Origin of the sequence: Pseudomonas sp. ERMR1:02, from assembly GCF_002277815.1 — a bacterium.
Taxonomy (GTDB): Bacteria; Pseudomonadota; Gammaproteobacteria; order Pseudomonadales; family Pseudomonadaceae; genus Aquipseudomonas.
The window spans coordinates 39,525-60,000 of the sequence record NZ_NKJI01000029.1; the positions used below are offsets into that span (position 1 = coordinate 39,525).

At 59.0% G+C, this 20,476-nt stretch carries 20 protein-coding genes and 2 pseudogenes (1 of these 22 running past the window's edge); 10 read left to right on the forward strand and 12 right to left on the reverse strand.

Features of this window, described 5'->3' with window-relative positions:
• Window positions 1-419: 419 nt before the first annotated feature.
• On the reverse strand, window positions 420-878 hold the full coding sequence (locus tag CES87_RS29990; protein ID WP_128608957.1) for a VOC family protein: 459 nt from the start codon (window positions 876-878) through the stop codon (window positions 420-422).
• Window positions 879-1,181: 303 nt separating this feature from the next.
• On the opposite strand from CES87_RS29990, the gene CES87_RS29995 reads away from it, so the two are divergent.
• The 3 genes from CES87_RS29995 to CES87_RS30005 all read left to right on the forward strand — a co-directional run bounded on the left by CES87_RS29995 (window position 1,182) and on the right by CES87_RS30005 (window position 3,922).
• A complete protein-coding gene (locus CES87_RS29995; RefSeq protein ID WP_128608958.1) occupies window positions 1,182-2,405 on the forward strand; it encodes an SfnB family sulfur acquisition oxidoreductase in 1,224 nt (407 codons plus the stop codon).
• 2 nt (window positions 2,406-2,407) lie between these two features.
• Window positions 2,408-3,073, forward strand: a complete 666-nt coding sequence (locus CES87_RS30000) for a methionine ABC transporter permease (RefSeq protein ID WP_128608959.1) — start codon at window positions 2,408-2,410, stop codon at window positions 3,071-3,073.
• A 78-nt stretch (window positions 3,074-3,151) separates the two neighbouring features.
• Complete coding sequence (locus CES87_RS30005) at window positions 3,152-3,922, forward strand: MetQ/NlpA family ABC transporter substrate-binding protein (protein ID WP_128608960.1); 771 nt, start codon at window positions 3,152-3,154, stop codon at window positions 3,920-3,922.
• 90 nt (window positions 3,923-4,012) lie between these two features.
• Here CES87_RS30005 and CES87_RS30010 read toward each other — a convergent pair.
• Together CES87_RS30010 and soxR are read right to left on the reverse strand one after the other, a co-directional pair.
• A pseudogene (locus CES87_RS30010) lies at window positions 4,013-5,270 on the reverse strand (IS256 family transposase).
• A gap of 146 nt (window positions 5,271-5,416) precedes the next feature.
• Window positions 5,417-5,883, reverse strand: a pseudogene (soxR, locus tag CES87_RS30015) (redox-sensitive transcriptional activator SoxR).
• A gap of 94 nt (window positions 5,884-5,977) precedes the next feature.
• Here soxR and CES87_RS30020 point away from each other — a divergent pair.
• Window positions 5,978-6,343 carry an antibiotic biosynthesis monooxygenase gene (locus CES87_RS30020; RefSeq protein WP_128608961.1) on the forward strand — a complete coding sequence of 122 codons (366 nt, stop codon included), beginning with the start codon at window positions 5,978-5,980 and terminating at the stop codon, window positions 6,341-6,343.
• Between the two features lie 10 nt (window positions 6,344-6,353).
• Here the strand turns inward: CES87_RS30020 and CES87_RS30025 are convergent, their stop codons facing one another.
• The 4 genes from CES87_RS30025 to msuE all read right to left on the reverse strand — a co-directional run bounded on the left by CES87_RS30025 (window position 6,354) and on the right by msuE (window position 10,526).
• Window positions 6,354-7,457, reverse strand: coding sequence for a sigma-54-dependent Fis family transcriptional regulator (locus CES87_RS30025; RefSeq protein WP_128608962.1), 1,104 nt, complete (start codon window positions 7,455-7,457; stop codon window positions 6,354-6,356).
• A 24-nt stretch (window positions 7,458-7,481) separates the two neighbouring features.
• Window positions 7,482-8,669 (reverse strand): acyl-CoA dehydrogenase family protein, encoded by a 1,188-nt coding sequence (locus tag CES87_RS30030; protein ID WP_128608963.1) that lies wholly within the window; start codon window positions 8,667-8,669, stop codon window positions 7,482-7,484.
• A 143-nt stretch (window positions 8,670-8,812) separates the two neighbouring features.
• Window positions 8,813-9,952, reverse strand: a complete 1,140-nt coding sequence (gene ssuD, locus CES87_RS30035; protein WP_128608964.1) for an FMNH2-dependent alkanesulfonate monooxygenase — start codon at window positions 9,950-9,952, stop codon at window positions 8,813-8,815.
• A gap of 10 nt (window positions 9,953-9,962) precedes the next feature.
• Window positions 9,963-10,526 (reverse strand): FMN reductase, encoded by a 564-nt coding sequence (msuE, locus tag CES87_RS30040; RefSeq protein WP_128608965.1) that lies wholly within the window; start codon window positions 10,524-10,526, stop codon window positions 9,963-9,965.
• A 411-nt stretch (window positions 10,527-10,937) separates the two neighbouring features.
• Here msuE and CES87_RS30045 point away from each other — a divergent pair, with 411 nt between their 5' ends.
• The 4 genes from CES87_RS30045 (at window position 10,938) to CES87_RS30060 (ending at window position 15,166) form a co-directional block, all read left to right on the forward strand.
• Window positions 10,938-11,207: a hypothetical protein gene (locus CES87_RS30045; protein ID WP_128608966.1), complete on the forward strand. Its 270-nt coding sequence runs from the start codon at window positions 10,938-10,940 to the stop codon at window positions 11,205-11,207.
• A 101-nt stretch (window positions 11,208-11,308) separates the two neighbouring features.
• A complete protein-coding gene (locus CES87_RS30050) occupies window positions 11,309-11,923 on the forward strand; it encodes a LysE family translocator (protein WP_128608967.1) in 615 nt (204 codons plus the stop codon).
• A 205-nt stretch (window positions 11,924-12,128) separates the two neighbouring features.
• A complete protein-coding gene (locus CES87_RS30055) occupies window positions 12,129-13,286 on the forward strand; it encodes an aminotransferase class V-fold PLP-dependent enzyme (RefSeq protein ID WP_128608968.1) in 1,158 nt (385 codons plus the stop codon).
• Between the two features lie 71 nt (window positions 13,287-13,357).
• The gene (locus CES87_RS30060; RefSeq protein WP_128608969.1) at window positions 13,358-15,166 is read left to right on the forward strand and encodes an aminopeptidase P family protein; all 1,809 of its coding nucleotides are present in this window, start codon (window positions 13,358-13,360) and stop codon (window positions 15,164-15,166) included.
• Here the strand turns inward: CES87_RS30060 and CES87_RS30065 are convergent.
• Entirely contained in the window at window positions 15,159-16,097 is a 939-nt protein-coding gene (locus CES87_RS30065; RefSeq protein ID WP_178081509.1) for a LysR family transcriptional regulator, read from the reverse strand. The genes CES87_RS30060 and CES87_RS30065 overlap by 8 nt on opposite strands.
• A 104-nt stretch (window positions 16,098-16,201) precedes the next feature.
• Here CES87_RS30065 and CES87_RS30070 point away from each other — a divergent pair, with 104 nt between their 5' ends.
• A complete protein-coding gene (locus CES87_RS30070) occupies window positions 16,202-17,200 on the forward strand; it encodes a zinc-dependent alcohol dehydrogenase family protein (protein ID WP_128608971.1) in 999 nt (332 codons plus the stop codon).
• On the opposite strand, the gene CES87_RS30075 is transcribed toward CES87_RS30070, so the two are convergent.
• Entirely contained in the window at window positions 17,197-17,787 is a 591-nt protein-coding gene (locus tag CES87_RS30075) for a 2-hydroxychromene-2-carboxylate isomerase (RefSeq protein WP_128608972.1), read from the reverse strand. The genes CES87_RS30070 and CES87_RS30075 overlap by 4 nt on opposite strands.
• A 36-nt stretch (window positions 17,788-17,823) precedes the next feature.
• Window positions 17,824-18,552: an SDR family oxidoreductase gene (locus CES87_RS30080; RefSeq protein ID WP_128608973.1), complete on the reverse strand. Its 729-nt coding sequence runs from the start codon at window positions 18,550-18,552 to the stop codon at window positions 17,824-17,826.
• Window positions 18,553-18,644: 92 nt separating this feature from the next.
• Between CES87_RS30080 and CES87_RS30085 the strand changes: the two genes are divergently transcribed.
• Window positions 18,645-19,205: a TetR/AcrR family transcriptional regulator gene (locus CES87_RS30085; protein WP_128608974.1), complete on the forward strand. Its 561-nt coding sequence runs from the start codon at window positions 18,645-18,647 to the stop codon at window positions 19,203-19,205.
• Window positions 19,206-19,220: 15 nt separating this feature from the next.
• On the opposite strand, the gene CES87_RS30090 is transcribed toward CES87_RS30085, so the two are convergent.
• Window positions 19,221-19,502, reverse strand: coding sequence for a hypothetical protein (locus CES87_RS30090; RefSeq protein ID WP_128608975.1), 282 nt, complete (start codon window positions 19,500-19,502; stop codon window positions 19,221-19,223).
• 167 nt (window positions 19,503-19,669) lie between these two features.
• A protein-coding gene (rhtA, locus tag CES87_RS30095; protein WP_128608976.1) for a threonine/homoserine exporter RhtA crosses the window boundary here: on the reverse strand, window positions 19,670-20,476 show its 3' portion. Its footprint extends 81 nt past the window's final position; only the last 807 of its 888 coding nucleotides appear in the window; the start codon falls outside the window, past its right edge; it ends in the stop codon at window positions 19,670-19,672.

The following is a 20,476-nucleotide window of genomic DNA, read 5'->3' on the forward strand; positions in this document are numbered from 1 at the left end:
TCTACTACGGGCTTCGCAGCGATGAGGTCGATAAAAGTCAGGTCGTGGCTTTTGCCTACGCGACTGGACTGCATCTATATAGGACGGATGAGCATCGGAAATCCCGAAGGGCGATATGAAAGAAAATGTTTCGTGTTCCGCGAAGCCTGATCTTTCTTCGGGCAAGACAATGCCCGCAGGCCGTTGACGGCCCGCGTGATAGGAAGAGTCAGTTCAACGAGGCGCCGGGGTCAGCGCAGAAAATCCAGCACTTCGGCGAGGAGCAGTTCGGGCACTTCTTCGGCGATGTAATGGCCGGCGGGTAGTGCCCTCGGGGGCTGATGCCGCCTTCGCGGGCAAGCCTCGCTCCTACAGAACGAACGCGATCAACTGTAGGAGCGAGGCTTGCCCGCGAAGAGGCCCTGACAGGCACTAAGATCTTAACCTTGCTGAAATAACTCCTTCGCCCGCTGCTCGATCTGTTCCTGAGTCAGATCCTCCTTGCGCGTGGCCAAAAACCACAGATGGCCGTAGGGATCCTTCAAAGTCCCCGAACGGTCGCCATAAAACTGATCCTTGACCTGCGACACCACGATGCCACCGGCAGCAATCGCCTGTTTATAAGACTTGTCCACATCGGTCACATACAAATGCAGACCCACGGACGGCGATTGGTCCGGATTGCTCAACGGCCCTTGATCGCACGGCGTGCCAAGCATGATCGGGCAGTCGCCGATGCGCAGTTCGGCGTGGCCGATACCGCCGTCGGGCATGGCCAGGCGCATGACTTCGATGGCGCCGAAGGCTTTTTTATAGAAATCGATGGCTTCAGCTGCTTTTGCGATGCCCAGGTACGGGGTAATGCTGTGATAACCCTCTGGAATGGGTTTGACGCTCATGGTGGTTCTCCCTGTTGTTGTGAATTCGCTGCCTTGGAGCAGAACAAACAAGTGTAGGAGCTGCCGAAGGCTGCGATCTCTTGAATTTGACTTTCAGCATGTTTCAAAAAAGATCGCAGCCGGCGACAGGCGTGACCCGTGCACCAGCGCCATTGTTCAGCCATCAACAGCGAAGCAACAGATTGCTCCGCTTTGTCATCTAAAAGCCCACGATATCGCCCTGAAACGTCCGAAAACACAGGCTCACACAGTTAGGCACAGAAGCTGCAAGACCAGCGATAAACACCTTGTCGAGAGTCTTGTATGTCTGCCTTGTCCAACTCAGCCGTCTATCCGATCAACCCGCCGGCCGCCCACCGCATCGCCGACGAAGCCGAAGCGCTGCGAGTAGCCGAGCACGTCGCCGCGATCCTCCTGGAGCAGGACGCCGAGCGCGACCGCACCCGCCAGGTGCCCGCCGAGATCGTCGACCTGTATTCCAACAGTGGCCTGTGGGGCATCACCGTACCGAAAGAATTCGGCGGCGCGCAGGTGTCCTGCGCGGTGCTGGCGCAGGTGATCGCGATCATCTCGGCGGCCGATCCGTCCCTGGGGCAGATCCCGCAAAACCACTATTGCCTGCTGGAAGACATTCGCCTGCAAGGCACGCCGGAGCAACAGGCGCGTTTCTTCGCACTGGCGCTGCAAGGTCATCGTTTTGCCAACGCCTTGTCGGAAACCGGCGGCAAAAACGTGCAGGACATTCAGGCGACCATCCGCCGTTACGGCGACGGTCATCTGATTAACGGGCGTAAGGGTTACTGCACCGGTTCTCTCTACGCTCACTGGCTGGCGGTGCTGGCGCTGGATGAAGAGCAAAAGGGCCAACTGGCTTTCGTTGAGCGCGGCACAAATGGACTGGTGATCGTCGACGACTGGGACAGCATCGGTCAGCGCACCACGTCCAGCGGCACGGTGTTGGCCAAAGATCTGCACGTCCCGGCCTTCAACCTGTTCCCGACGCATCGTTCCTATGAAAACCCGACTCTGGCCGGCCCGTTCGCCCAGTTGACCACCGCCGCCATCGATGCAGGCATCGCCCGCGCCGCCCTGCGTGACACCATCGCGTTCGTCCAGCAATTCGCCCGGCCATGGATCGACGCGGGCGTGGAAAAGGCTAGCGAAGACCCGCTGACCATCATTCAGGTCGGTCGCCTGGAGATTCGCCTTGAGGCGGCCGAAGCCTTGCTGGAACGGGCCGGTCGCGCGCTGGATGCGGCACGCCCGGCCCCTGATGAAGACAACGTGGCCCGCGCCTCCCTGGCCGTGGCCAAAGCAAAGGTGCTGACCACCGAAATCGCCATCGAAGCGACCAACAAACTGTTCGAACTGGGCGGCACTCGCTCGACCCTGAAGCAGCACAACTTCGACCGCCACTGGCGCAATGCGCGGGTGCATACCCTGCATGACCCGGTGCGCTGGAAGTATCACGTGGTCGGTAACTGGCTGCTCAACGGCGTGAAACCGCCACGCCACGATTGGTCGTGATCATGGCCGAATTGTTCAAGAACATTTATTGGGCCGACATCGGCCAGGCCTGTCTCGACACCCTGAGCATGCTCGGCGCGGCGCTCGGTTTTACCGTGCTGCTGGGGCTGCCGCTGGGGGTTCTGTTGTTCCTCACCGGCAAGCGCCAGTTGCATGAGGCCGTCGGGGTTTATCGGGTGTTGTCGGTGATCGTGAACATGCTGCGTTCGCTGCCGTTCATCATTTTGCTGATCGTGCTGATTCCCCTGACCACCTTGCTGGTGGGCACCTCGCTCGGTGTGCCGGGCACCATTCCGCCGCTGGTGGTGGGATGCACGCCGTTCTTCGCGCGACTGGTGGAAACCGCATTGCGCGAAGTTGATCGCGGGGTAGTGGAAGCGACCCAGGCCATGGGCGCGAACACCTGGCAAATCATTCGCCACACCTTGCTGCCCGAAGCCCGAGGAGGGCTGTTGGCGGCGGTCACGGTGACCGCGATCGTGCTGGTCGATTACACGGCGATGGCCGGGGTGATCGGTGGCGGCGGTCTGGGCGATTTGGCGATCCGCTATGGCTACCAGCGCTTCCAGACCGACGTGATGGTAGTCACCGTGGTGCTGTTGCTGATCCTGGTCCAGGCCCTGCAAATGAGTGGCGACCGCTTGGTGGCGCGTTACAGCCATCGATAACGATTCGATTCAACAATCAAAAAACGCGGCCCCACGTCCACCCCACGACGGCCACTTGAAACTGCCTAGGAGCACAGTATGAAAAAGACCCTGGCCATTCTGGCTGCCTTAGTTTCGTTGAGCGTTCACGCCAATGAAAAACTCACCGTTGGCGCCACCCCCGTGCCGCACGCGGAAATCCTCGAATTCGTCAAACCGACCCTGGCCAAGGAAGGGGTGGACCTGGACATCAAGGTTTTCACCGATTTCATCCAGCCCAACCAGCAGTTGGCCTTGAAGAACCTCGACGCCAACTATTATCAGTACCGGCCGTTTCTCGATGACTACAACAAGACCCGCCACACCAACCTGGTGCCGGTGGTCGGCGTGCACATCGAACCGTTTGGCGCTTACTCGACCAAGATCAAAAACATTTCCGAGTTGAAGGACGGCGCCACTGTATCGATCCCCAACGACCCGGTGAACACCGGTCGCGCACTGGTGCTGCTGCATGAAGCCGGGCTGATCAAACTCAAGGACCCGAGCAATACTCTGGCGACACAACGGGACATCGCCGAAAACCCCAAACACCTGAAAATCCGTGAGCTGGAAGGTGCGTTGCTGGCGCGCTCGGTGAGCCAGGTCGACTTGGCGTTCGTGTTTGCCAACTACGCGCTGGAAGCGGGAATCGACACCAACAGTGCGTTGATCGTCGAGAAGGGCAAGAGCCTGTACATCGAGTTCCTGGTGGCCCGCCCGGACAACATCAACGACCCGGGCCTGCAGAAATTGGCCAAGGCGTTGAACTCCGATGAGGTTCGGCAGTTCATTTTGACCCGCTACAAAGGGCAGATCGCGCCGGGGTTCTGATTATTGGTTGACAGGGAGGACGCGTTCGCGGGAGTGTCAGATATTTTGTGTGCGGGCCGGTAACGGCCTGCCGTCAGGCAAGCCCTCATTTCACCAGTTTGACCTGGTAAATCGATCTCCATAAAGAATCGCAAATTGATTCATGGCTGTCTTCCAGTCGTGCGCCGCGCTGCCCCAATTGGCAGTGATGTTTTGCAGTGCCAGCCAATCAGCTTTGTTGCCGCATCGTCAGTCGGGAAGTGGCCTCTTGTCTTGATGATCTTGCGCAGCTGAGCATTGATGCTCTCGATGGCATTGGTGGTGTAGATCACTTTTCTGATGCCAGGCGGGAAGACGAAAAACGGGATGACTCGATCCCAGGCGCGTCTCCAAGCGGCTACGACTGTGGGGTACTGCTTGCCCCAAGGCCCGGTTTCGAATGCGTCCAGCGCTTGCTCGGCAGCTTCTACATTAAGCGCTTGGTAAATCGGCTTGAGGGCTTTGGCCAATTCACGGCGCTTGTCCCAGGCGGCGTAATCAAGACTGTTGCGGATCAGATGCACAATGCAGGTCTGCAAGGTCGCTGTCGGATACACCGCGCTCAAGGCTTCTGGCATGCCTTTGAGGCCATCGGTCACCGCGATTAGCACATCTTCGACGCCTCGGGTTTTGAGGTCGTTGAAGACCTTCATCCAGAACTTGGCCCCCTCAGTGTTCTCAATCCAAATGCCCAAGATATCTCGGGTGCCGTCTGGCAGTACCCTAACGCCAGGTAAATGGCCTTGTTGCGAACCAGCCCTTCCTCACGGATTTTGACCCGCAGAGCATCGAAGAAAATCACCGGATACATCGGCTCAAGTGGGCGTTGCTGCCAGGCAGCAACTTCCTCTAAGACCGCGTCGGTGACCGAGCTGATGAAATCATGGGAAACGTCAGTCCCGTACTGCTCCGAAAGGAATGCCCGGATCTCGCGAACGGTCATGCCACGGGCGTACATGGCAATGATCTTGTCATCGAAACCCGTAAAACGACGCTCGTGTTTGGGAATCAGGATCGGCGCAAAGCTGCCGTCGCGATCCCTCGGGATGTCCAGCCGCAGCGGGCCATCGTCGGTCAACACGGTCTTGCCGCTTGTGCCGTTGCGCTGGTTACTCGTCTCTTCAGGGCGCTGTGCGCCCTGAAGATAGCCAAGGTGGTGACCCAGTTCGGCGCCAAGGGCTCGTTCAATCAGCGCCTTTTTGAACGCCATCGCGGCGTCCTGAATCGCCTCGGCGCTCATTGGACCTTTGACGAACTGATCAATCAGCTCCTTCGGGATCGAAGGAAGCTCGGGTTTGGCCTCCGAGGCCGTTTTCTTCTTGGTCGGCATACATGCTCCTTTTCAACATGTTATGCCCGAACACAAAATTTCTGACAGTCTCGCGTTCGCGGGCAAGCCTCGCTCCTACAGATTTGTGTAAGATTAAACAACACGCAATCCTGTGGGAGCGAGGCTTGCCCGCGAATGCCGCACCACTATTTCGGATCTGTCCCCGATTCCAGCAACTGCGCCCCGGCCCCTGTTCCCCCAACACATCCCCAAAATTGCGCAACGGACACGCCTCCATCGACAAACACCCACAACCAATGCAGCCATTGAGCCTGTCGCGTAACAGGGTTAACTGCTGAATCCGATCATCCAGATCGCGACTCCACTGCGCCGACAACACCTTCCAGTCCGCCGCCGTCGGTGCACGATTATCCGGCAGGGTTTTCAATGCCTCGCCAATTTCCACCAACGGAATTCCCAGACGCTGGGCGACTTTGATCAACGCCACCCGCCGCAGCACCTCCCGCGGATAACGCCGCTGGTTGCCCTGATTGCGGTTGCTCTTGATTAACCCCTTGGATTCATAGAAGTGCAGCGCCGTAACCGCCACGCCGCTGCGCGCCGCCAATTGGCCTACGGTGAGTTCTTTATGCAGGTTTTCCGAGGTGATCATTTAAAAATTGCCCCTTGACCTCTACTTAACTAGAGGTTTTAACCTGCACACCTTCGGATCGCAAGATCCGTCTTACAGGTAGTGGGGACTATTCATGCAAGTGCCAGAGAAAAATCGCAGCTTCACTCAGTTGATCGAATTCGAGATCGAACCCCATCAGCAACCGGCACTGGTGTCGGCGCTATCGCAGCAGACCGAACGTTTGGCCCAGCATTACAGCGGTTTTCTGAGTGCGAGCATCCAGGCCAGCGACGACGGCCGGCGGGTGCTCAATTATTTGCAATGGCAAACCCGCGAGGCCGGGGAAGCCGCATTTCAGAGCTTTGAAAGCGGCGAACTGGATTTCTGGCAGTTGATCCGTGCCCACCAGGCGAAAACCGTGACCTTTGGCTCGTTCCAGGTGTTGCACAGCCTTGAACGCAGCCATGACCACGCGCTGCATTGCAATCTGGTGCAGTAAAGGCAAGCGCTTAAATCGACAACTGCATCAAACGCTCACCCTGCACGTTTTCCGTGGGTCGGCGCTTGTTAACCGCCAGTTCACCGATTTTGATCAGGCGCGTGCGGGTCACGTTGCGGCTCAGCCCCAGAAGGGCAGCGGTATGGACCTGGTTGTAATGGCTGAAGCGATAGGCCGCCCGCAGCAAGGCATCTTCGACCTTCTCGTGCAACGCACCGGCCTGTTCTTCGAAGAGCTTTTGAAAGGCTCGCTCAAGCAGCGCTTCGGTGGAGTCGTCGACCTGCGCGTGGTGGTCATCCTGACGCTCGATACGCATGTTCGACAGGCGCAGATCGTCGCGCTCGATCACGCCATTGCGGCAAATCAGCAGGGTATGGTGAATGACGTTTTCCAGTTCGCGAATATTGCCCGGCCAACTGTAACTGCGCAGTTTCAGTTCGGCCTCTTTGCTGATGGTGATGTTGCCGTAGCCCAAGCGCTGGCTGTAGGCGTCGATGAAGTGGCGGGTCAGCGGCAGGATGTCGCCCGGACGATCGCGCAGGGGGCTTAGCTCCAGGCTGACCACGTCGAGCCGGTAATACAGGTCTTCGCGGAAATGCCCGGCGTTGATGGCTTTTTCCAGTTGCACGTTGGTCGCCGCCAGCACCCGCACATTGATGGGAATGCTCTTGCGCGAACCCAGGCGCACCACTTCGCGTTCCTGCAATACCCGCAGCAACTTGACCTGAATCGCCATTGGCAGATCGCCAATTTCATCGAGGAACAAGGTGCCGCCGTCGGCCTCTTCGAACCAGCCGGCCTTGGCGCTCAATGCGCCGGTAAACGCGCCTTTTTCATGGCCGAACAGCTCGGCCTCGACCAGGGATTCGGAAAACGCGCCGCAGTTCACCGCTACGAATGGCCGGTTGCGTCGGGCGCTGAGGTTGTGGATATGTCGGGCCACCAGCTCTTTGCCGGTGCCGGTTTCGCCAATGATCAGCACGCTGGCTTCACTCGGGGCGACTTGTTGTAGATGCGCGAGCAAGGCCTGGGATTTCGGGTCTTCGAACACCTGGGCCGTGGCACGAATCGACGTGGCCAGAGCGGGCGAGGGCGGTAAGGTCAGCAGTTGCATGGGGCACGCTCCCTGTAGGGCAGGCTATGAATAGAAAGTCGGAATCGGCAGGGCCTGGTTCAGCGCCCAGTCACCCAGCTCCTGGAGTTTGTAATCCACCGGGTCATGCAGGGTTTGTGTACGCAGATTGCGCCAGTGACGGTCCAGGCGCAGTGAGGCGTGGGTCGAGCGCGCGCCGGTCACTTCGAACAAGCGGCTACACAACTCCAGTCCATTGCGGGTCGCGGCGACTTTGGCCGTGGCGATGGCGGTTGCCAGGTGTCCGCGCTCCTCGGCGCTGAGGTCCGGACCTTTTGCCCAGGCCTTGTCGAGCAGCTCGCCAGCACGTTCCACCAGCAACCTGACGCCTTCAAGAGCCACCCAGAATTCGCCGTAGTGGCCGAGTACATAAGGGTCCTGGCGTACATCCCGAGCAGTGGATTTGTGCCACGGTCGGGTCTCGATCAGCGTGTATTGCCGCGCTTCTTCGAAGGCGCCTTCGGCGATGCCGAGGAACATGTGGGTGAAGGTGAGCTGAGCGATCAGCGGGCGCAGGCAGGCGAACGGCGTGCTCAACGGACCGGGGTTCAGCAGCAGTTCCGATTCTTCGACGCGAACCCGTTCGAACGTGGCGCTGCCGCTGTCGGTCTGACGCTGGCCCATGTTGTTCCAGTCGTTGTGCAACGTGATGCCACTGCGACCGCTGGGAATGGCGGCGATCAGCAGTTTGCCGCCAGCGCTTTCGTCCACTGCCGAGGCAATCAGCATCTCGGAATCGCTGGCGCCGGAGCAAAAGCTTTTCTTGCCGGAAAACTCACGCCAGCCACCGAGGTTTTTCACCACGGTGCGGGTGTCCAGCGGGTTGAGGGCATTGCCCCAGAACCAGTTCTTGCGCGCAGTCTGTTCAAACCACGGCTGCCATTGCTCAGGTCGGGCGAACAGGCGCACGGTGGCGAGCATCAGGTGATGGAAGCCGAAAACATGGGCAATCGAACTGTCGACCTTGGCGAACTCGCGCACGATGGTCAGGGTTTCACTCCAGTTCGCGCCGAGTCCGCCGAACCGGGTGGGAATACTTAACGCCAGCAGACCGCTTTGGCGCAGGGCATCACGCTCGGCCTTGGGCGTACCGCCACGCTCGTCGCGTTCGACGGCGGTCAAGGCAAAACCGGCGGCCAATTGGCGGGCGGTCTGCAGCGGGGATATCAGGGCGCTGTGCGGCTTGGCAGTCACGCGGGTTTCCTTCTTGTTGTGGTCTCTGTAGGAGCGAGCTTGCTCGCGAAAAACGTCTGAACAACGCGTTCATTCAGATGGCCCGCGTTACCGTTGACGTCCATCGCAGCCTGCGGCAGCTCCTACAGGGACCAGGATCGGCATCAGGCTTTGGCGGGGAGCACATCATTGGCAATCATTTCGCCAAACGGCCCGGTCAGGTTGGTGACGCCGCGCCCGGCAAGGCTGGCGTACGGCTCGGGCAGCAGCGGGAACACCAGCTCGGCAAAGCGATACGCCTCTTCGAGATGCGGGTAGCCAGAGAAGATAAAGCTCTCGATCCCCAGGTCCGCGTACTCCTTGATGCGTGCTGCCACCTGCTGCGGATCGCCCACCAGCGCCGTGCCAGCACCACCACGTACCAGGCCGACACCGGCCCACAAATTGGGTGCGATCTCCAGGTTGTCGCGACGCCCGTCATGCAGCGCAGCCATGCGCCGTTGACCTTCGGAATCGAAACGCGAGAACGACTTCTGCGCGGCGGCGATGGTTTCGTCGCTGATGTGTTCGATCAATTTGTCCGCAGCTTTCCACGCTTCTTCGGTAGTTTCGCGAACGATTACATGCAGGCGAATCCCGAACTTCACCGTACGCCCGTGACGTGCCGCACGCTCGCGGACATCGGCCAGCTTTTGCGCCACGGCGGCCGGCGGTTCGCCCCAGGTCAAGTAGACATCGACCTGCTCGGCGGCCAGGTCATGGGCGGCATCGGACGAACCGCCGAAATACAGCGGCGGATAGGGTTTCTGCACCGGCGGATACAGTGCCTTGGCGTTCTGCACCCGCAGGTGTTTGCCCTCGAAATCCACTGACTCACCTTGCAACACCCGGCGCCAGATCTTCAGGAATTCGTCGGTGACTTCGTAGCGCTCACTGTGATCGAGGAAGCTGCCGTCGCCGCGGTTTTCATCGGGGTCGCCGCCAGTTACGACGTTGATCAGTAAGCGGCCGTTGGACAGGCGATCGAGGGTGGCGGCCATGCGCGCCGACACGGTGGGCGAAATGATTCCGGGGCGGATCGCCACCAGATAACGCAAGCGTTCGGTCAGCGGCACCAGTGCCGAAGCGATCACCCACGAATCTTCGCAGGAACGCCCGGTGGGGATCAGCACGCCGTGGTAGCCCAGGCTGTCCGCCGCCTGAGCCACTTGTTTCAAATAGTTGAGGGTGACGGGACGTGCGCCCTGTGTGGTGCCCAAATAATGACCGTCGCCGTGAGTGGGCAGAAACCAGAAAACATCCATGAACAAGTCCTTAGGCGATTTTCAGCAGATTGTTGGGGTACGCACCGAACAACGGCGCGGCGCGTTCTGCAGCAAGACGAATGCGGGCCTTCAAGGGTTCACTGGTTATCTGGTAATTGGAAAAATCAGCTTCGGTGGCATACACGCCAATCGGCAAGGTCAACGCCTGGAAGAAACTGAACAGCGGCCGCAACTGATGATCGAGCACCAGCGCATGACGCTCGCTGCCACCGGTGGCGGCCAGCAACACCGGGGTGTTGATCAGCGCATTCAGATCGATCAGGTCGAACAAATGCTTGAGCAGGCCAGGGTAGGAACCGCGATAAACTGGCGCGGCGACGATTAGCAGGTCGGCGTTTTCGATGGCTTGGAGTTCGGCTTCGATGTCTGCACTCACTTCCTGACGGGACAGCGCCGCGCCCAGTGGGCGGGCGATGTCACCCAGTTCGATCAGCTTGCTCTCGATCGGCAGTTGCTCGGCCAATTGCGCCAACAGCGCTTGGGTCAGCACCAGGGTGCGGGAAGGACGCCAGGTGCCGCCGGAGAGGGCAACGACTTTCAATGGACGCGACATGTGATCAGTTCCTTTTTAAACAGTTGCTGGGGGAGCAGTGAGTCATCACTGGGCTTATCCCCTTTGAGCAAGAGCTGTACCAATCCCTCGAAGCCACGGTTTACGGGGCTTGCAGCGCGTTGATCAGTCCGCGCTGTTGATTTTTCAGGGCTGTTTGTTGAATGACTGTTGCCTGACAAACAGTTGCGTGAGCAACAGTTCGTCGGCAGATGGAGCAGTTATAAAGCTTCGTTTTTATTCAGTAAAAGAAGTTAAATAAATATTTATAGTTCTTTATGGAATATGAGGGTGATGGCTGCACTGGAATCAGGAAAACTCGATAGCCACTATCGAGAGCGTTGATTTCTACCCATCCAATGGCGCGAGTAGCCTGTGTTCATTGCCCCGAACCAGATTGCCAGGATGCGCGACATGAAAACCCCAATCACCACTTTCCTGCTGCTGACCCTGTCCGTTCTTGCCGGATGTGCCAGCCATGTTTCCCCGGAATTGCGCCCCTACACCGCAGAAGAAACGCGGGAATTGGCGCTTGAGGCGTTGAATCGTCGCGGTTTGTCCTTCGACGAGTACCACGCGAAAAAGGCCGAATTGCTCGGTGAACCGCGCAAGACTTTCGGCTTTGAGAAACAGGGTGAGATGAACGCCCAGCGAGGTGTACAGCTGCACGGTCGTCCTAGCTGAGCAAGAACTGTACTGCTCGAACTTTCACCTAACTGTCCATGGGATTGCGCCGAGGTGTGCGATAGGGTCAATACCTGACCGACACTGATGGACTGCCAACCATGACACTCTCGCTCGATCTGCTGCTGGGCTTCTCACTGTTTGCCCTCGTCACCTCTATCACGCCCGGCCCGAACAACACGATGTTGCTGGCATCCGGCGTGAACTTCGGCTTTAACCGCACCATCCCCCATATGCTCGGCATTACCTGCGGCTTCTTCGTGCTGGTCGTGGCGGTGGGTTTCGGTTTGGGCGCGGTGTTCAAGACCTACCCTTTGCTCTACACCGTGCTGCGATACGTCGGTGCGGCGTATTTGCTCTATCTGGCGTGGAAAATTGCCCATTCCGGGCCGGTCTCGGACAGTGAGAAAGGTGAGGGTAAGCCCATCAGCTACCTGAGCGCCGCCGCGTTCCAGTGGGTCAACCCCAAGGCCTGGATCATGGCCATCGGCGCCATCAGCACTTACACGCCGATGCAGGGCTACTTCACCAATGTCATCGTGATTGCCGCGGTGTTCGCGATCATCAACCTGCCGAGCGTTGGCGTGTGGGCCGCGTGCGGCACGCTGTTGCGCAACGTTCTGAAGGACCGCCGCTGGTTGCGCCTGTTCAACTGGGGCATGGCCGCGCTGCTGGTGGCTTCGCTGTATCCGATATTGCTCGAAAGCTTTAGCTGACGCATTGCTTCAACCGGTCGCCCGATGCCTGTTAAGCTCGCTTTTCAGGAGCGTTCCAACGCACTTTTAAATGAAGTGGTACTTCTTTAACGGCATCCGATCAGGTATTGGTAACGTTCTGAAACCGGGCGCAGCTCACGAGGCTGCGTCTTGGCGTTTACAGTCACGAGCCTCCTGATCCCGGAACACGCTCTGCGAGTCTTTTATGAATAAACGTCCGTTGTATTTCGACTACGCCGCCACCACGCCGGTGGATGAGCGAGTCATCAAGGTCATGGTCGAGTGCCTGGGTTTTAGCGGCAATTTCGGCAACCCGGCCTCCAGCTCCCACGCCTTTGGCCAGCAGGCCCGGCAATCGGTCGAGCAGGCGCGGCGCCAGGTCGCTGAGCTGGTCGGCGCCCTCCCTGCGCAGATCGTCTGGACTTCCGGTGCCACCGAATCCAACAACCTCGCCCTCAAGGGTGTCGCCCAGGCGCGCGGCGTTGCCGGGGGTCACATCATCACCAGTCAGATCGAACACAAGGCTATCCTCGACACGACGAAGCAGTTGCAGGACGCCGGCGTCGCGGTGACGTATCTGGTACCGGACGCCGATGGCCTGATCACTGCGCAAGCGGTCAGCCAAGCCATGCGCGAAGACACCTTCCTGGTGTCGCTGATGCTGGTTAACAACGAACTCGGCACGGTCAACGACATCCCGGCCATCGGCCAGGTGGTGCGTGACCGCCATGCGCTGTTTCATGTCGACGCAGCCCAGGGCGCAGGTAAAGTGGCGATCGACCTAACCGAGTGGCCGGTGGACCTGATGTCGTTTTCGGCGCACAAACTCTATGGCCCCAAAGGCATTGGCGCGCTGTATGTCGGCCCGCGGGCACACCAGCGCTTGCTGGCGCAGATCCACGGCGGTGGGCACGAGGGCGGTTTGCGCTCCGGCACTTTGGCGACCCATCAGATCGTCGCCATGGGCGAGGCCTTCGCATTGGCAGCGGCTTCGTTCGATGAAGAAAAAGCCATGATCGTACGTCTGCGTGAACGCCTGCTCGATCAATTGCTCAGCATTCCAGGCGTGCGTCTCAATGGCAGTCAAAGCCAGCGGATCCCGCACACCCTGAGCCTGACCTTCAGCGAAGGCGAGTTCAATTCGGCGGCATTGCTTGCTTCAATCGCATTTTCCGCGACCTCGGCCTGCAATTCCGCAAGCAATGCGCCGTCCCACGTGTTGCTCGCTCTGGGACACGATGCCCGCCTGGCGGGTCGCACCATTCGCTTGAGCCTGGGACGTTTCACCACCGAGCAGGATATCGACCAGGCGGCACAACTGATTAAGGCGGCCTGCGCCAGTGCTCCGGCATTCTGGCAATAGGGCGATATGCGCCGGCATTGATCGGCGCTACACAACAACACAATAATGATGAGTGGTTAGCAGGAGTTACGATGAGTACGCAGTCTTCGATCAATGGATCGGTGCCCCAGCGCCTTGCACAAACCCGCGAACTGATGAGCCGGGAGGGCATTCACGCGCTTCTGGTGCCGTCGGCCGACCCGCACCTGTCCGAATACCTGCCGGGCTACTGGCAGGGGCGGCAGTGGTTGTCGGGCTTCCATGGCTCGGTCGGCACGCTGATCGTCACGCCAGATTTTGCCGGCGTCTGGGCCGACAGCCGTTATTGGGAGCAAGCGACCAAGGAACTCAAGGGCAGCGGCATCGAACTGGTCAAGCTGCAACCGGGTCAACCGTCGCCATTGGACTGGCTGGCCGAGCAAACCCCTGAGGGCGGCGTGGTTGCAGTGGATGGTGCGGTGATGGCCGTGGCCTCGGCGCGTACCCTGGGCAGCAAACTCGAAGAGCGCGGCGCACGTCTGCGCACCGACATCGATCTGTTGAACGAAGTCTGGAGCGATCGCCCGATTCTGCCGAACGAACCGATCTATCAGCACTTGCCGCCGCAAGCCACTGTCAGCCGCGGCGACAAACTCGCCAAGCTGCGCGAAAACTTGCAGGCACGTGGTGCCGACTGGCATTTCATTGCCACCCTGGATGACATCGCCTGGCTGTTCAACCTGCGCGGCGGCGATGTGTCGTTCAACCCGGTGTTTGTATCTTTCGCTTTGATCAGTCAACAGCAGGCGACCCTGTTCGTGGCACTGAGCAAGGTCGATGCCGAGCTGCGTGCAGTGCTTGAGCAAGACGGCGTGACCCTGCGCGATTACAGCGAAGTGGCGGATGCCCTGCGCGCGGTGCCTGACGGCGCGAGCCTACTGGTCGATCCGGCGCGAGTGACCGCGGGCCTGCTGGATAACCTCGATAGCGGCGTCAAGCTGATCGAAGGCCTGAACCCGACCACCCTGGCCAAGTCGCAGAAAAGCCTGGCCGATGCCGAGCACATCCGTCAGGCCATGGAGCAGGACGGGGCGGCGCTCTGTGAGTTTTTCACCTGGCTCGACTCGGCGCTGGGCAGTGAACGCATCACCGAACTGACCATCGACGAAAAGCTCACCGCCGCGCGTGAGCGTCGTCCGGGTTACGTGTCGCTGAGCTTCAACACCATCGCCGCGTTCAACGCCAACGGCGCCATGCCGCACTACCACGCTACCGAAGAGGAACACGCGGTCGTAGAGGGTGACGGCCTGTTGCTGATCGACTCAGGCGGCCAGTATCTGGGCGGCACGACCGACATCACGCGGATGGTTCCGGTCGGAACGCCGACTGCCGAGCAGAAGCGCGACTGCACCCGAGTGCTCAAAGGCGTGATTGCCTTGTCTCGCGCGCAGTTCCCTAAAGGTATTCTGTCGCCACTGCTCGATGCCATCGCCCGCGCGCCGATCTGGGCCGAAAGCGTCGACTACGGCCACGGCACCGGTCACGGCGTCGGCTACTTCCTCAATGTTCACGAAGGTCCGCAAGTCATCGCCTATCAAGCCGCACCTGCGCCGCAAACCGCGATGCAGCTGGGGATGATCACCTCCATCGAACCGGGCACCTACCGTCCAGGCCGCTGGGGTGTGCGCATCGAGAACCTGGCGATGAACCGCGAAGCAGGCAGCAGCGAATTTGGCGAGTTCCTCAAATTTGAAACACTTACCCTGTGCCCGATTGACACCCGTTGCCTGGAACCGTCGCTGCTGAGTGAAGAGGAGAAGCAGTGGTTCAACGCTTACCACGCCCAAGTGCGTGAACGCCTGAGCCCGTTGCTTGAAGGTGCGGCCCTTGAGTGGCTGAACACTCGTACGGTGGCTATTTGATTGGTTGGAGCTCTGTAATGGGTTGTAGCTCAGGCGCTGATTCCAGCGCCTGGCTCATGTAGTCGACGAAGGCTTTAACCCTGGCGGATTGGCGACGATTCGCCGGGGACACGGCATGTATCGACAGCGACTGCGCGGTGTATTCCTGCAAAATCGCTATCACTCTTCCAGCCTTCAGATCCTCGCTGAATAGCCATACCGGCGACAAAGCAATTCCCAATCCTCCCAGCACCATCTCGCGAATCGCTTCAGAGTTGTTGCTTTGCGCATTGCCCTTGATCCGTACTTCGTGACGCCGGGCAGCTTTCTGGTAGATCCACTGATTCTGACTGCTGAGCAGGTTGAACAGCAGGCAGTTGTGGCCGCTGAGTTCTTCGGGCGTTTGCGGCTTGCCGTGTTGCGCCAGGTAATCTGGCGTTGCGACAGTTACCCGGTGGGTAGTGCCGACATGGCGGGCAATCAAACCGCTGTCGTTCAATTCGCCGATCCTGAACGTGACATCCAGACCTTCGCTGACCAGGTCCTGATTCTGATCGCTCAGTTGCAGATCGATCTGAACCTCTGGATGGCGCCTGAGAAATTCCGCCAGACGCGGCGCAATCTGTAAACGCCCGAAGCTGACCGAGGAACCGATTCTCAGCGGTCCGGCGATGGTTTCCCGTCCGGACTGGAAGCTGTGCTCCGCGGCGTCCACCGCTGCGAGGATTTGCCGGCATTCTTTGTAGTAACGCTGGCCTTCATCGGTCAGGGATAACTTGCGGGTGCTGCGAGCGATCAGCTTTCCCCCCAGCCCGGTTTCCAGCGCTCGCAGCACTTTGCTGATGGTCGGCTGACTGGTCTGCATTTCCCGGGCAACAGCGGAAAAACTGCCGCGTTCTACCACCCGGACGAAAATGGCCATTGCATTGAGTTTGTCCACGGGGTTTCTCATTCATGCCAGATGGGCATGCTTACTATAGCTATACCGCGTCTTATCGGCATGAGTGGGTTGGCGCAAGATCGGTCCTGCAACCACCTCTGACGGAGATAGGCGAAATGACTGACTCACTGCAAATGCGCGCGCTGATTGTTGACTCCGCTAATGGACCGCTACGCTTGGCCTCCATTCCCAGGCCTGCACCTGGCGCCGGGCAGGTCCGGGTGCGGATCGCGGCCAGCGGGGTGAACCCGTTAGACGGCAAGATCCGTTCGGGCCAGGCCACTCATGCGCGCCAACCGTTACCAGCAGTGTTGGGTATGGATCTGGCGGGAACAGTGGAAACATTAGGGGAGGGTGTCAGTGGCTGGATGCCGGGCGATGAGGTCTACGCCATGGCAACGGGTATTGGTGGAGCTCAGGGTTCCCTGGCTGAATACGCAGTGGTAGATGCACGACTGCTGGCGCGTAAACCGAGCAATATAAGCATGTGTGAAGCGGCGGGGTTGCCGTTGGTTCTGATTACGGCGTGGGAAGGATTGGTCGACCGGGCTCGGGTACGGGCGGGGCAGAAAGTGTTGATTCATGGAGGGGCGGGTGGTGTAGGGCATGTCGCTGTGCAAATCGCTCGCGCATTTGGCGCAGAGGTGTTTGCTACTGGCTCTGCGCGGCAGCAAGGAATCATAGAAGGCTTGGGTGCGACCTTTATCGATTACCGCAAGTCTTCAGTCGAGGACTACGTGGCTGAGCACACGGCCGGGGAGGGCTTTGATATCGTCTATGACACGGTGGGTGGCGAAACTCTGGATGCGTCTTTCAAGGCTGCGCGGATTTATCACGGTCACGTGGTGAGTTGCCTGGGTTGGGGTCAGCACAGTCTTGCGCCGCTTTCATTTCGCGGGGCCAGCTATTCCGGTGTATTCACCTTGCTGCCGTTGCTGACGGGGCGGGGGTGTGAGCATCACGGGGAAATCCTGCAGGAGGCGGCGCTCTTGATCGAGGCGGGCAAGCTCAAGCCGATTCTCGATCCGCGGGGGTTCACTCTGGAAACCGCCGAAGCCGCCCATGAGCTGCTTCTGTCGGGAGCGGCACAAGGGCGGTTGGTCATCGAGATTTAACTCAGGGCTTCGCGGACGAATTCCAGTCGGTCCTGGCCGAAGAACAGCTCATCATCGACAAACATGCTAGGGGCTCCGAAAACACCGCGCTGCACCGCTTTCTCGGTGTTGTCCTTGAGGGTGGCTTTGACTTCCTCATCGGCAGTCAGGGCGAGTACTTCGCCCGGATTGAAGCCGTTCTGACTTAATACAGCGGCGACGGTTGCCGGTTCATTGAGATCCCGGCCGTCAACCCACAGCGCTTTGAACAGGCAATCGATGAATGCGCCAAAGCGCTCGGGATGGCGCAACTGCATGCCGGTGACGGCGCGCATGAGCATCAGGGTGTTGATCGGGAAATGCGGATTGAACTTCAGCGGCACGCCATAGCGTTTGGCATAACGGTCGAGGTCCTGAAACATGTAGCGACCCTTGGCTGGAATGGCCGCCGGGGTGGCGTTGCCGGTGGCTTTGAACACGCCGCCGAGCAGGATCGGGATGTAAATCAACTGGCTGTCGGTTTGCTCACAGATTTTTGGTAGCTGGGTGTACGCCAGGTAGGTGGCGGGGCTGCCCAGATCAAACAAGAATTCCACGGTTTTGCTCATGGTCGATGCGCTCTGCTTGTTGTTGTAGGGGAGGGCTTACCAGCGTTCGCTCCAGGGGCGAAGGTCCAGTTCGAAGGTCCAGGCGTCACGGGGCTGGCAGTGCAGGTACCAATAATTCTCGGCAATGTGTTCGGGGTTGAGAATGCCGTCCTGGTCCTTGGTCGCATATTTTTCGGGGAAGCTCTCGCGGATGAAATCGGTATCGATGGCTCCGTCGACGATGATGTGCGCGACGTGAATGTTCATCGGCCCGAGTTCACGGGCCATGCTTTGCGCCAGCGCGCGGATTCCGTGCTTGGCGCCAGCGAACGCGGCAAAGCCGGCGGCACCCCTTACGCCGGCGGTGGCACCGGTAAACAGGATCGTACCCCGTTGTCGCTTGGCCATGCGCCTGGCCACTTCACGAGCATTGAGAAACCCTGAGAAACAGGCCATTTCCCAAATCTTGAAATACTTGCGAGCGGTTTCTTCGAGAATACTGCAGGGCACGTTGGCGCCGATGTTGAACACGAACGCTTCAATGGGACCAATTTCCGATTCGATCTGCTCGACCAGTGCTACCACCTCTTCTTCCTTGCGGGCATCGCAGGCAAAACCGTGGGCCTCACCGCCACTGGCCCTGATGGTATCCACCAGTGGCTGGAGTTTATCCGCGCTGCGGCGGGTGACACAGGCTACAAATCCTTCCTGTGAAAAGCGCTTGGCAATGGCGCCACCTGTGGCATCACCTGCGCCGACAACCAGTACGACCTTCTTGTTATTCATGGGCAGTTCTCTTTGGTAAACGATCGTTAACTAAACGAACGTTATGCTACGATTCGCGCAACGTCAAGGCGATCAACTCTGAGGGAAGGGCAATGCGTTACTCGGCCAATCACAAGCTGGAAACCAGGGACAAGCTGCTGCAAAGCAGCGCGGTGTCTGCCAAGAAGTCCGGTTTTTCCACGGTGGGTGTGGACGGCTTGATGAAAGCGATCGGTTTGAGTGGAGGTGCTTTTTACAGCCACTTTTCGTCGAAGGACGAGTTGTTTGCTTCAATAGTCGAACATGAGTTGCGCCAGAGTCTGGAACGATTGGGCGCTGGTCAGGATCGCGACAAGCTTGAGCGCTGCTTGAAGCGCTATCTTAGTATGTCCCATGTCGAGAACCCGGAAACCGGCTGTGCATTGCCCGCACTGGGCGCCGAGATTGCCCGATCCGATGTAATGATTCGGCAGCAGGCAGAGCACTGGATTTGTCAGCTTCAGGAGAGTTGGGCGCAGGTGCTGGAGAGCGACAGCCTGGCCTGGGCCATTCTGTCGCAATGTATCGGTGCGTTAGTGGTGGCGCGAATGCTTGCCACGCCGGATCTTCAGGGTAGGGTGCTGAAGTCCAGTTACGATGAGATCGGCCGTCAGATCGCAGGTCGGAGACCCTGACAGCGCGCTATCAATTTACTTGCAGATGACGATCATACTGCGGCTGGTGTAGCCCGCAGGGTTGAGGCCAAACGGATAATCACCGGGTTCTTCCACGGCATCCCCTGATTTGGCGATGACCTTGTATCCCTTGGGCGCACACGAGTTGGCGGCGCTGGTGTAGCACTTTTCCCAGGAGGATGACAGTCCTGAACAGTTGATGTGCAGGCCTTTCTTGCCGTGTTTGATCTGGGTCTTCGATGTCGCCGCGCAGCCCGCAACTGCGAGTATGGCGATCAGTATCAAAATTCGTTTCATTGCTTTCCTTGGTGCATTTCCGGGTCTGGCGCCCGGTCTGGCAGTATTCGGTTTTGCATGAAGTGTTCTGATATCCCTATCTAGAAAAATTCATGCCTGACACCGGGTTGCTGACCTAAACATGGCCTAAATGAGCGGTAAATACCAGTGTCTCGTCAAATGTTGCGTTAATCCGCCGCAATTACAGGCTTTGTGGCGCTCCCCATGGTCATGGTGGCGCCGACGGAAGCCAGAATGATGCACAGGATAGCCATCCACTGGGACAGGGAAAGGTATTCATGGAGGAACAGCAAGCCTGATAGTGCGCCAAAGGCGGGTTCAATACTCATCAATGTGCCGAAGGTCCTGGCGGGCATGCGCGTTAGAGCGACCATCTCCAGCGTGTAGGGGAGCGCCGTGGACAGGATGGCAACACCGATGGCGACCGGGATCAGTGACGGCGTCAGCAGCGCGGCCCCCGCGTGAACAATGCCGATGGGGGCTACGAACAGTGCGGCAATGATCACGCCCAGCGCTGCGGTCTGCACGCCATTATCAGCGCCGGCCTTTTGACCGAAAAGGATGTACAGCGCCCAGCAAACCCCAGCACCCAATGCGTATCCTGCGCCTAACAGATCGATACCTGCGGTCGTCGCCCCCGTGGGTATCAGCAGGAGCAAGCCAACTGCCGCGAGAGCGATCCACAGAAAGTCGATTGCCCGACGCGAAGCGTAAATGGCAACGGCCAATGGCCCGGTGAACTCCAGTGCCACAGCAATGCCCAAGGGAACCGTGCGCAAGGACATATAGAAGAGGAAGTTCATGCCGCCCAGAGCCATGCCATAGACAATGACAGTGCGCAGAGATTTGGCTGTAAGCTTCGCTCGCCATGGTCGCAGTAGTAGCAACATGATCACGCTGGCAAAGATCAGGCGCAGGGTGGTAGTCCCCTGAGCACCGATTACCGGGAACATGCTTTTGGCCAGGGAGGCACC

Bases quoted from the DNA above. Each gene is read 5' to 3' on its own strand.
- CES87_RS30075 (WP_128608972.1), bottom strand. From the start codon at position 17,787: ATGAGCAAAACCGTGGAATTCTTGTTTGATCTGGGCAGCCCCGCCACC.
- CES87_RS30055 (WP_128608968.1), top strand. From the start codon at position 12,129: ATGAATAAACGTCCGTTGTATTTCGACTACGCCGCCACCACGCCGGTG.
- CES87_RS30045 (WP_128608966.1), top strand. From the start codon at position 10,938: ATGAAAACCCCAATCACCACTTTCCTGCTGCTGACCCTGTCCGTTCTT.
- CES87_RS30085 (WP_128608974.1), top strand. From the start codon at position 18,645: ATGCGTTACTCGGCCAATCACAAGCTGGAAACCAGGGACAAGCTGCTG.
- CES87_RS30020 (WP_128608961.1), top strand. From the start codon at position 5,978: ATGCAAGTGCCAGAGAAAAATCGCAGCTTCACTCAGTTGATCGAATTC.
- CES87_RS30000 (WP_128608959.1), top strand. From the start codon at position 2,408: ATGGCCGAATTGTTCAAGAACATTTATTGGGCCGACATCGGCCAGGCC.
- CES87_RS30090 (WP_128608975.1), bottom strand. From the start codon at position 19,502: ATGAAACGAATTTTGATACTGATCGCCATACTCGCAGTTGCGGGCTGC.
- ssuD (WP_128608964.1), bottom strand. From the start codon at position 9,952: ATGGATGTTTTCTGGTTTCTGCCCACTCACGGCGACGGTCATTATTTG.
- CES87_RS29990 (WP_128608957.1), bottom strand. From the start codon at position 878: ATGAGCGTCAAACCCATTCCAGAGGGTTATCACAGCATTACCCCGTAC.
- CES87_RS30025 (WP_128608962.1), bottom strand. From the start codon at position 7,457: ATGCAACTGCTGACCTTACCGCCCTCGCCCGCTCTGGCCACGTCGATT.
- CES87_RS30065 (WP_178081509.1), bottom strand. From the start codon at position 16,097: ATGAGAAACCCCGTGGACAAACTCAATGCAATGGCCATTTTCGTCCGG.
- CES87_RS30060 (WP_128608969.1), top strand. From the start codon at position 13,358: ATGAGTACGCAGTCTTCGATCAATGGATCGGTGCCCCAGCGCCTTGCA.
- CES87_RS30005 (WP_128608960.1), top strand. From the start codon at position 3,152: ATGAAAAAGACCCTGGCCATTCTGGCTGCCTTAGTTTCGTTGAGCGTT.
- CES87_RS30050 (WP_128608967.1), top strand. From the start codon at position 11,309: ATGACACTCTCGCTCGATCTGCTGCTGGGCTTCTCACTGTTTGCCCTC.
- CES87_RS30080 (WP_128608973.1), bottom strand. From the start codon at position 18,552: ATGAATAACAAGAAGGTCGTACTGGTTGTCGGCGCAGGTGATGCCACA.
- msuE (WP_128608965.1), bottom strand. From the start codon at position 10,526: ATGTCGCGTCCATTGAAAGTCGTTGCCCTCTCCGGCGGCACCTGGCGT.
- CES87_RS30070 (WP_128608971.1), top strand. From the start codon at position 16,202: ATGACTGACTCACTGCAAATGCGCGCGCTGATTGTTGACTCCGCTAAT.
- CES87_RS29995 (WP_128608958.1), top strand. From the start codon at position 1,182: ATGTCTGCCTTGTCCAACTCAGCCGTCTATCCGATCAACCCGCCGGCC.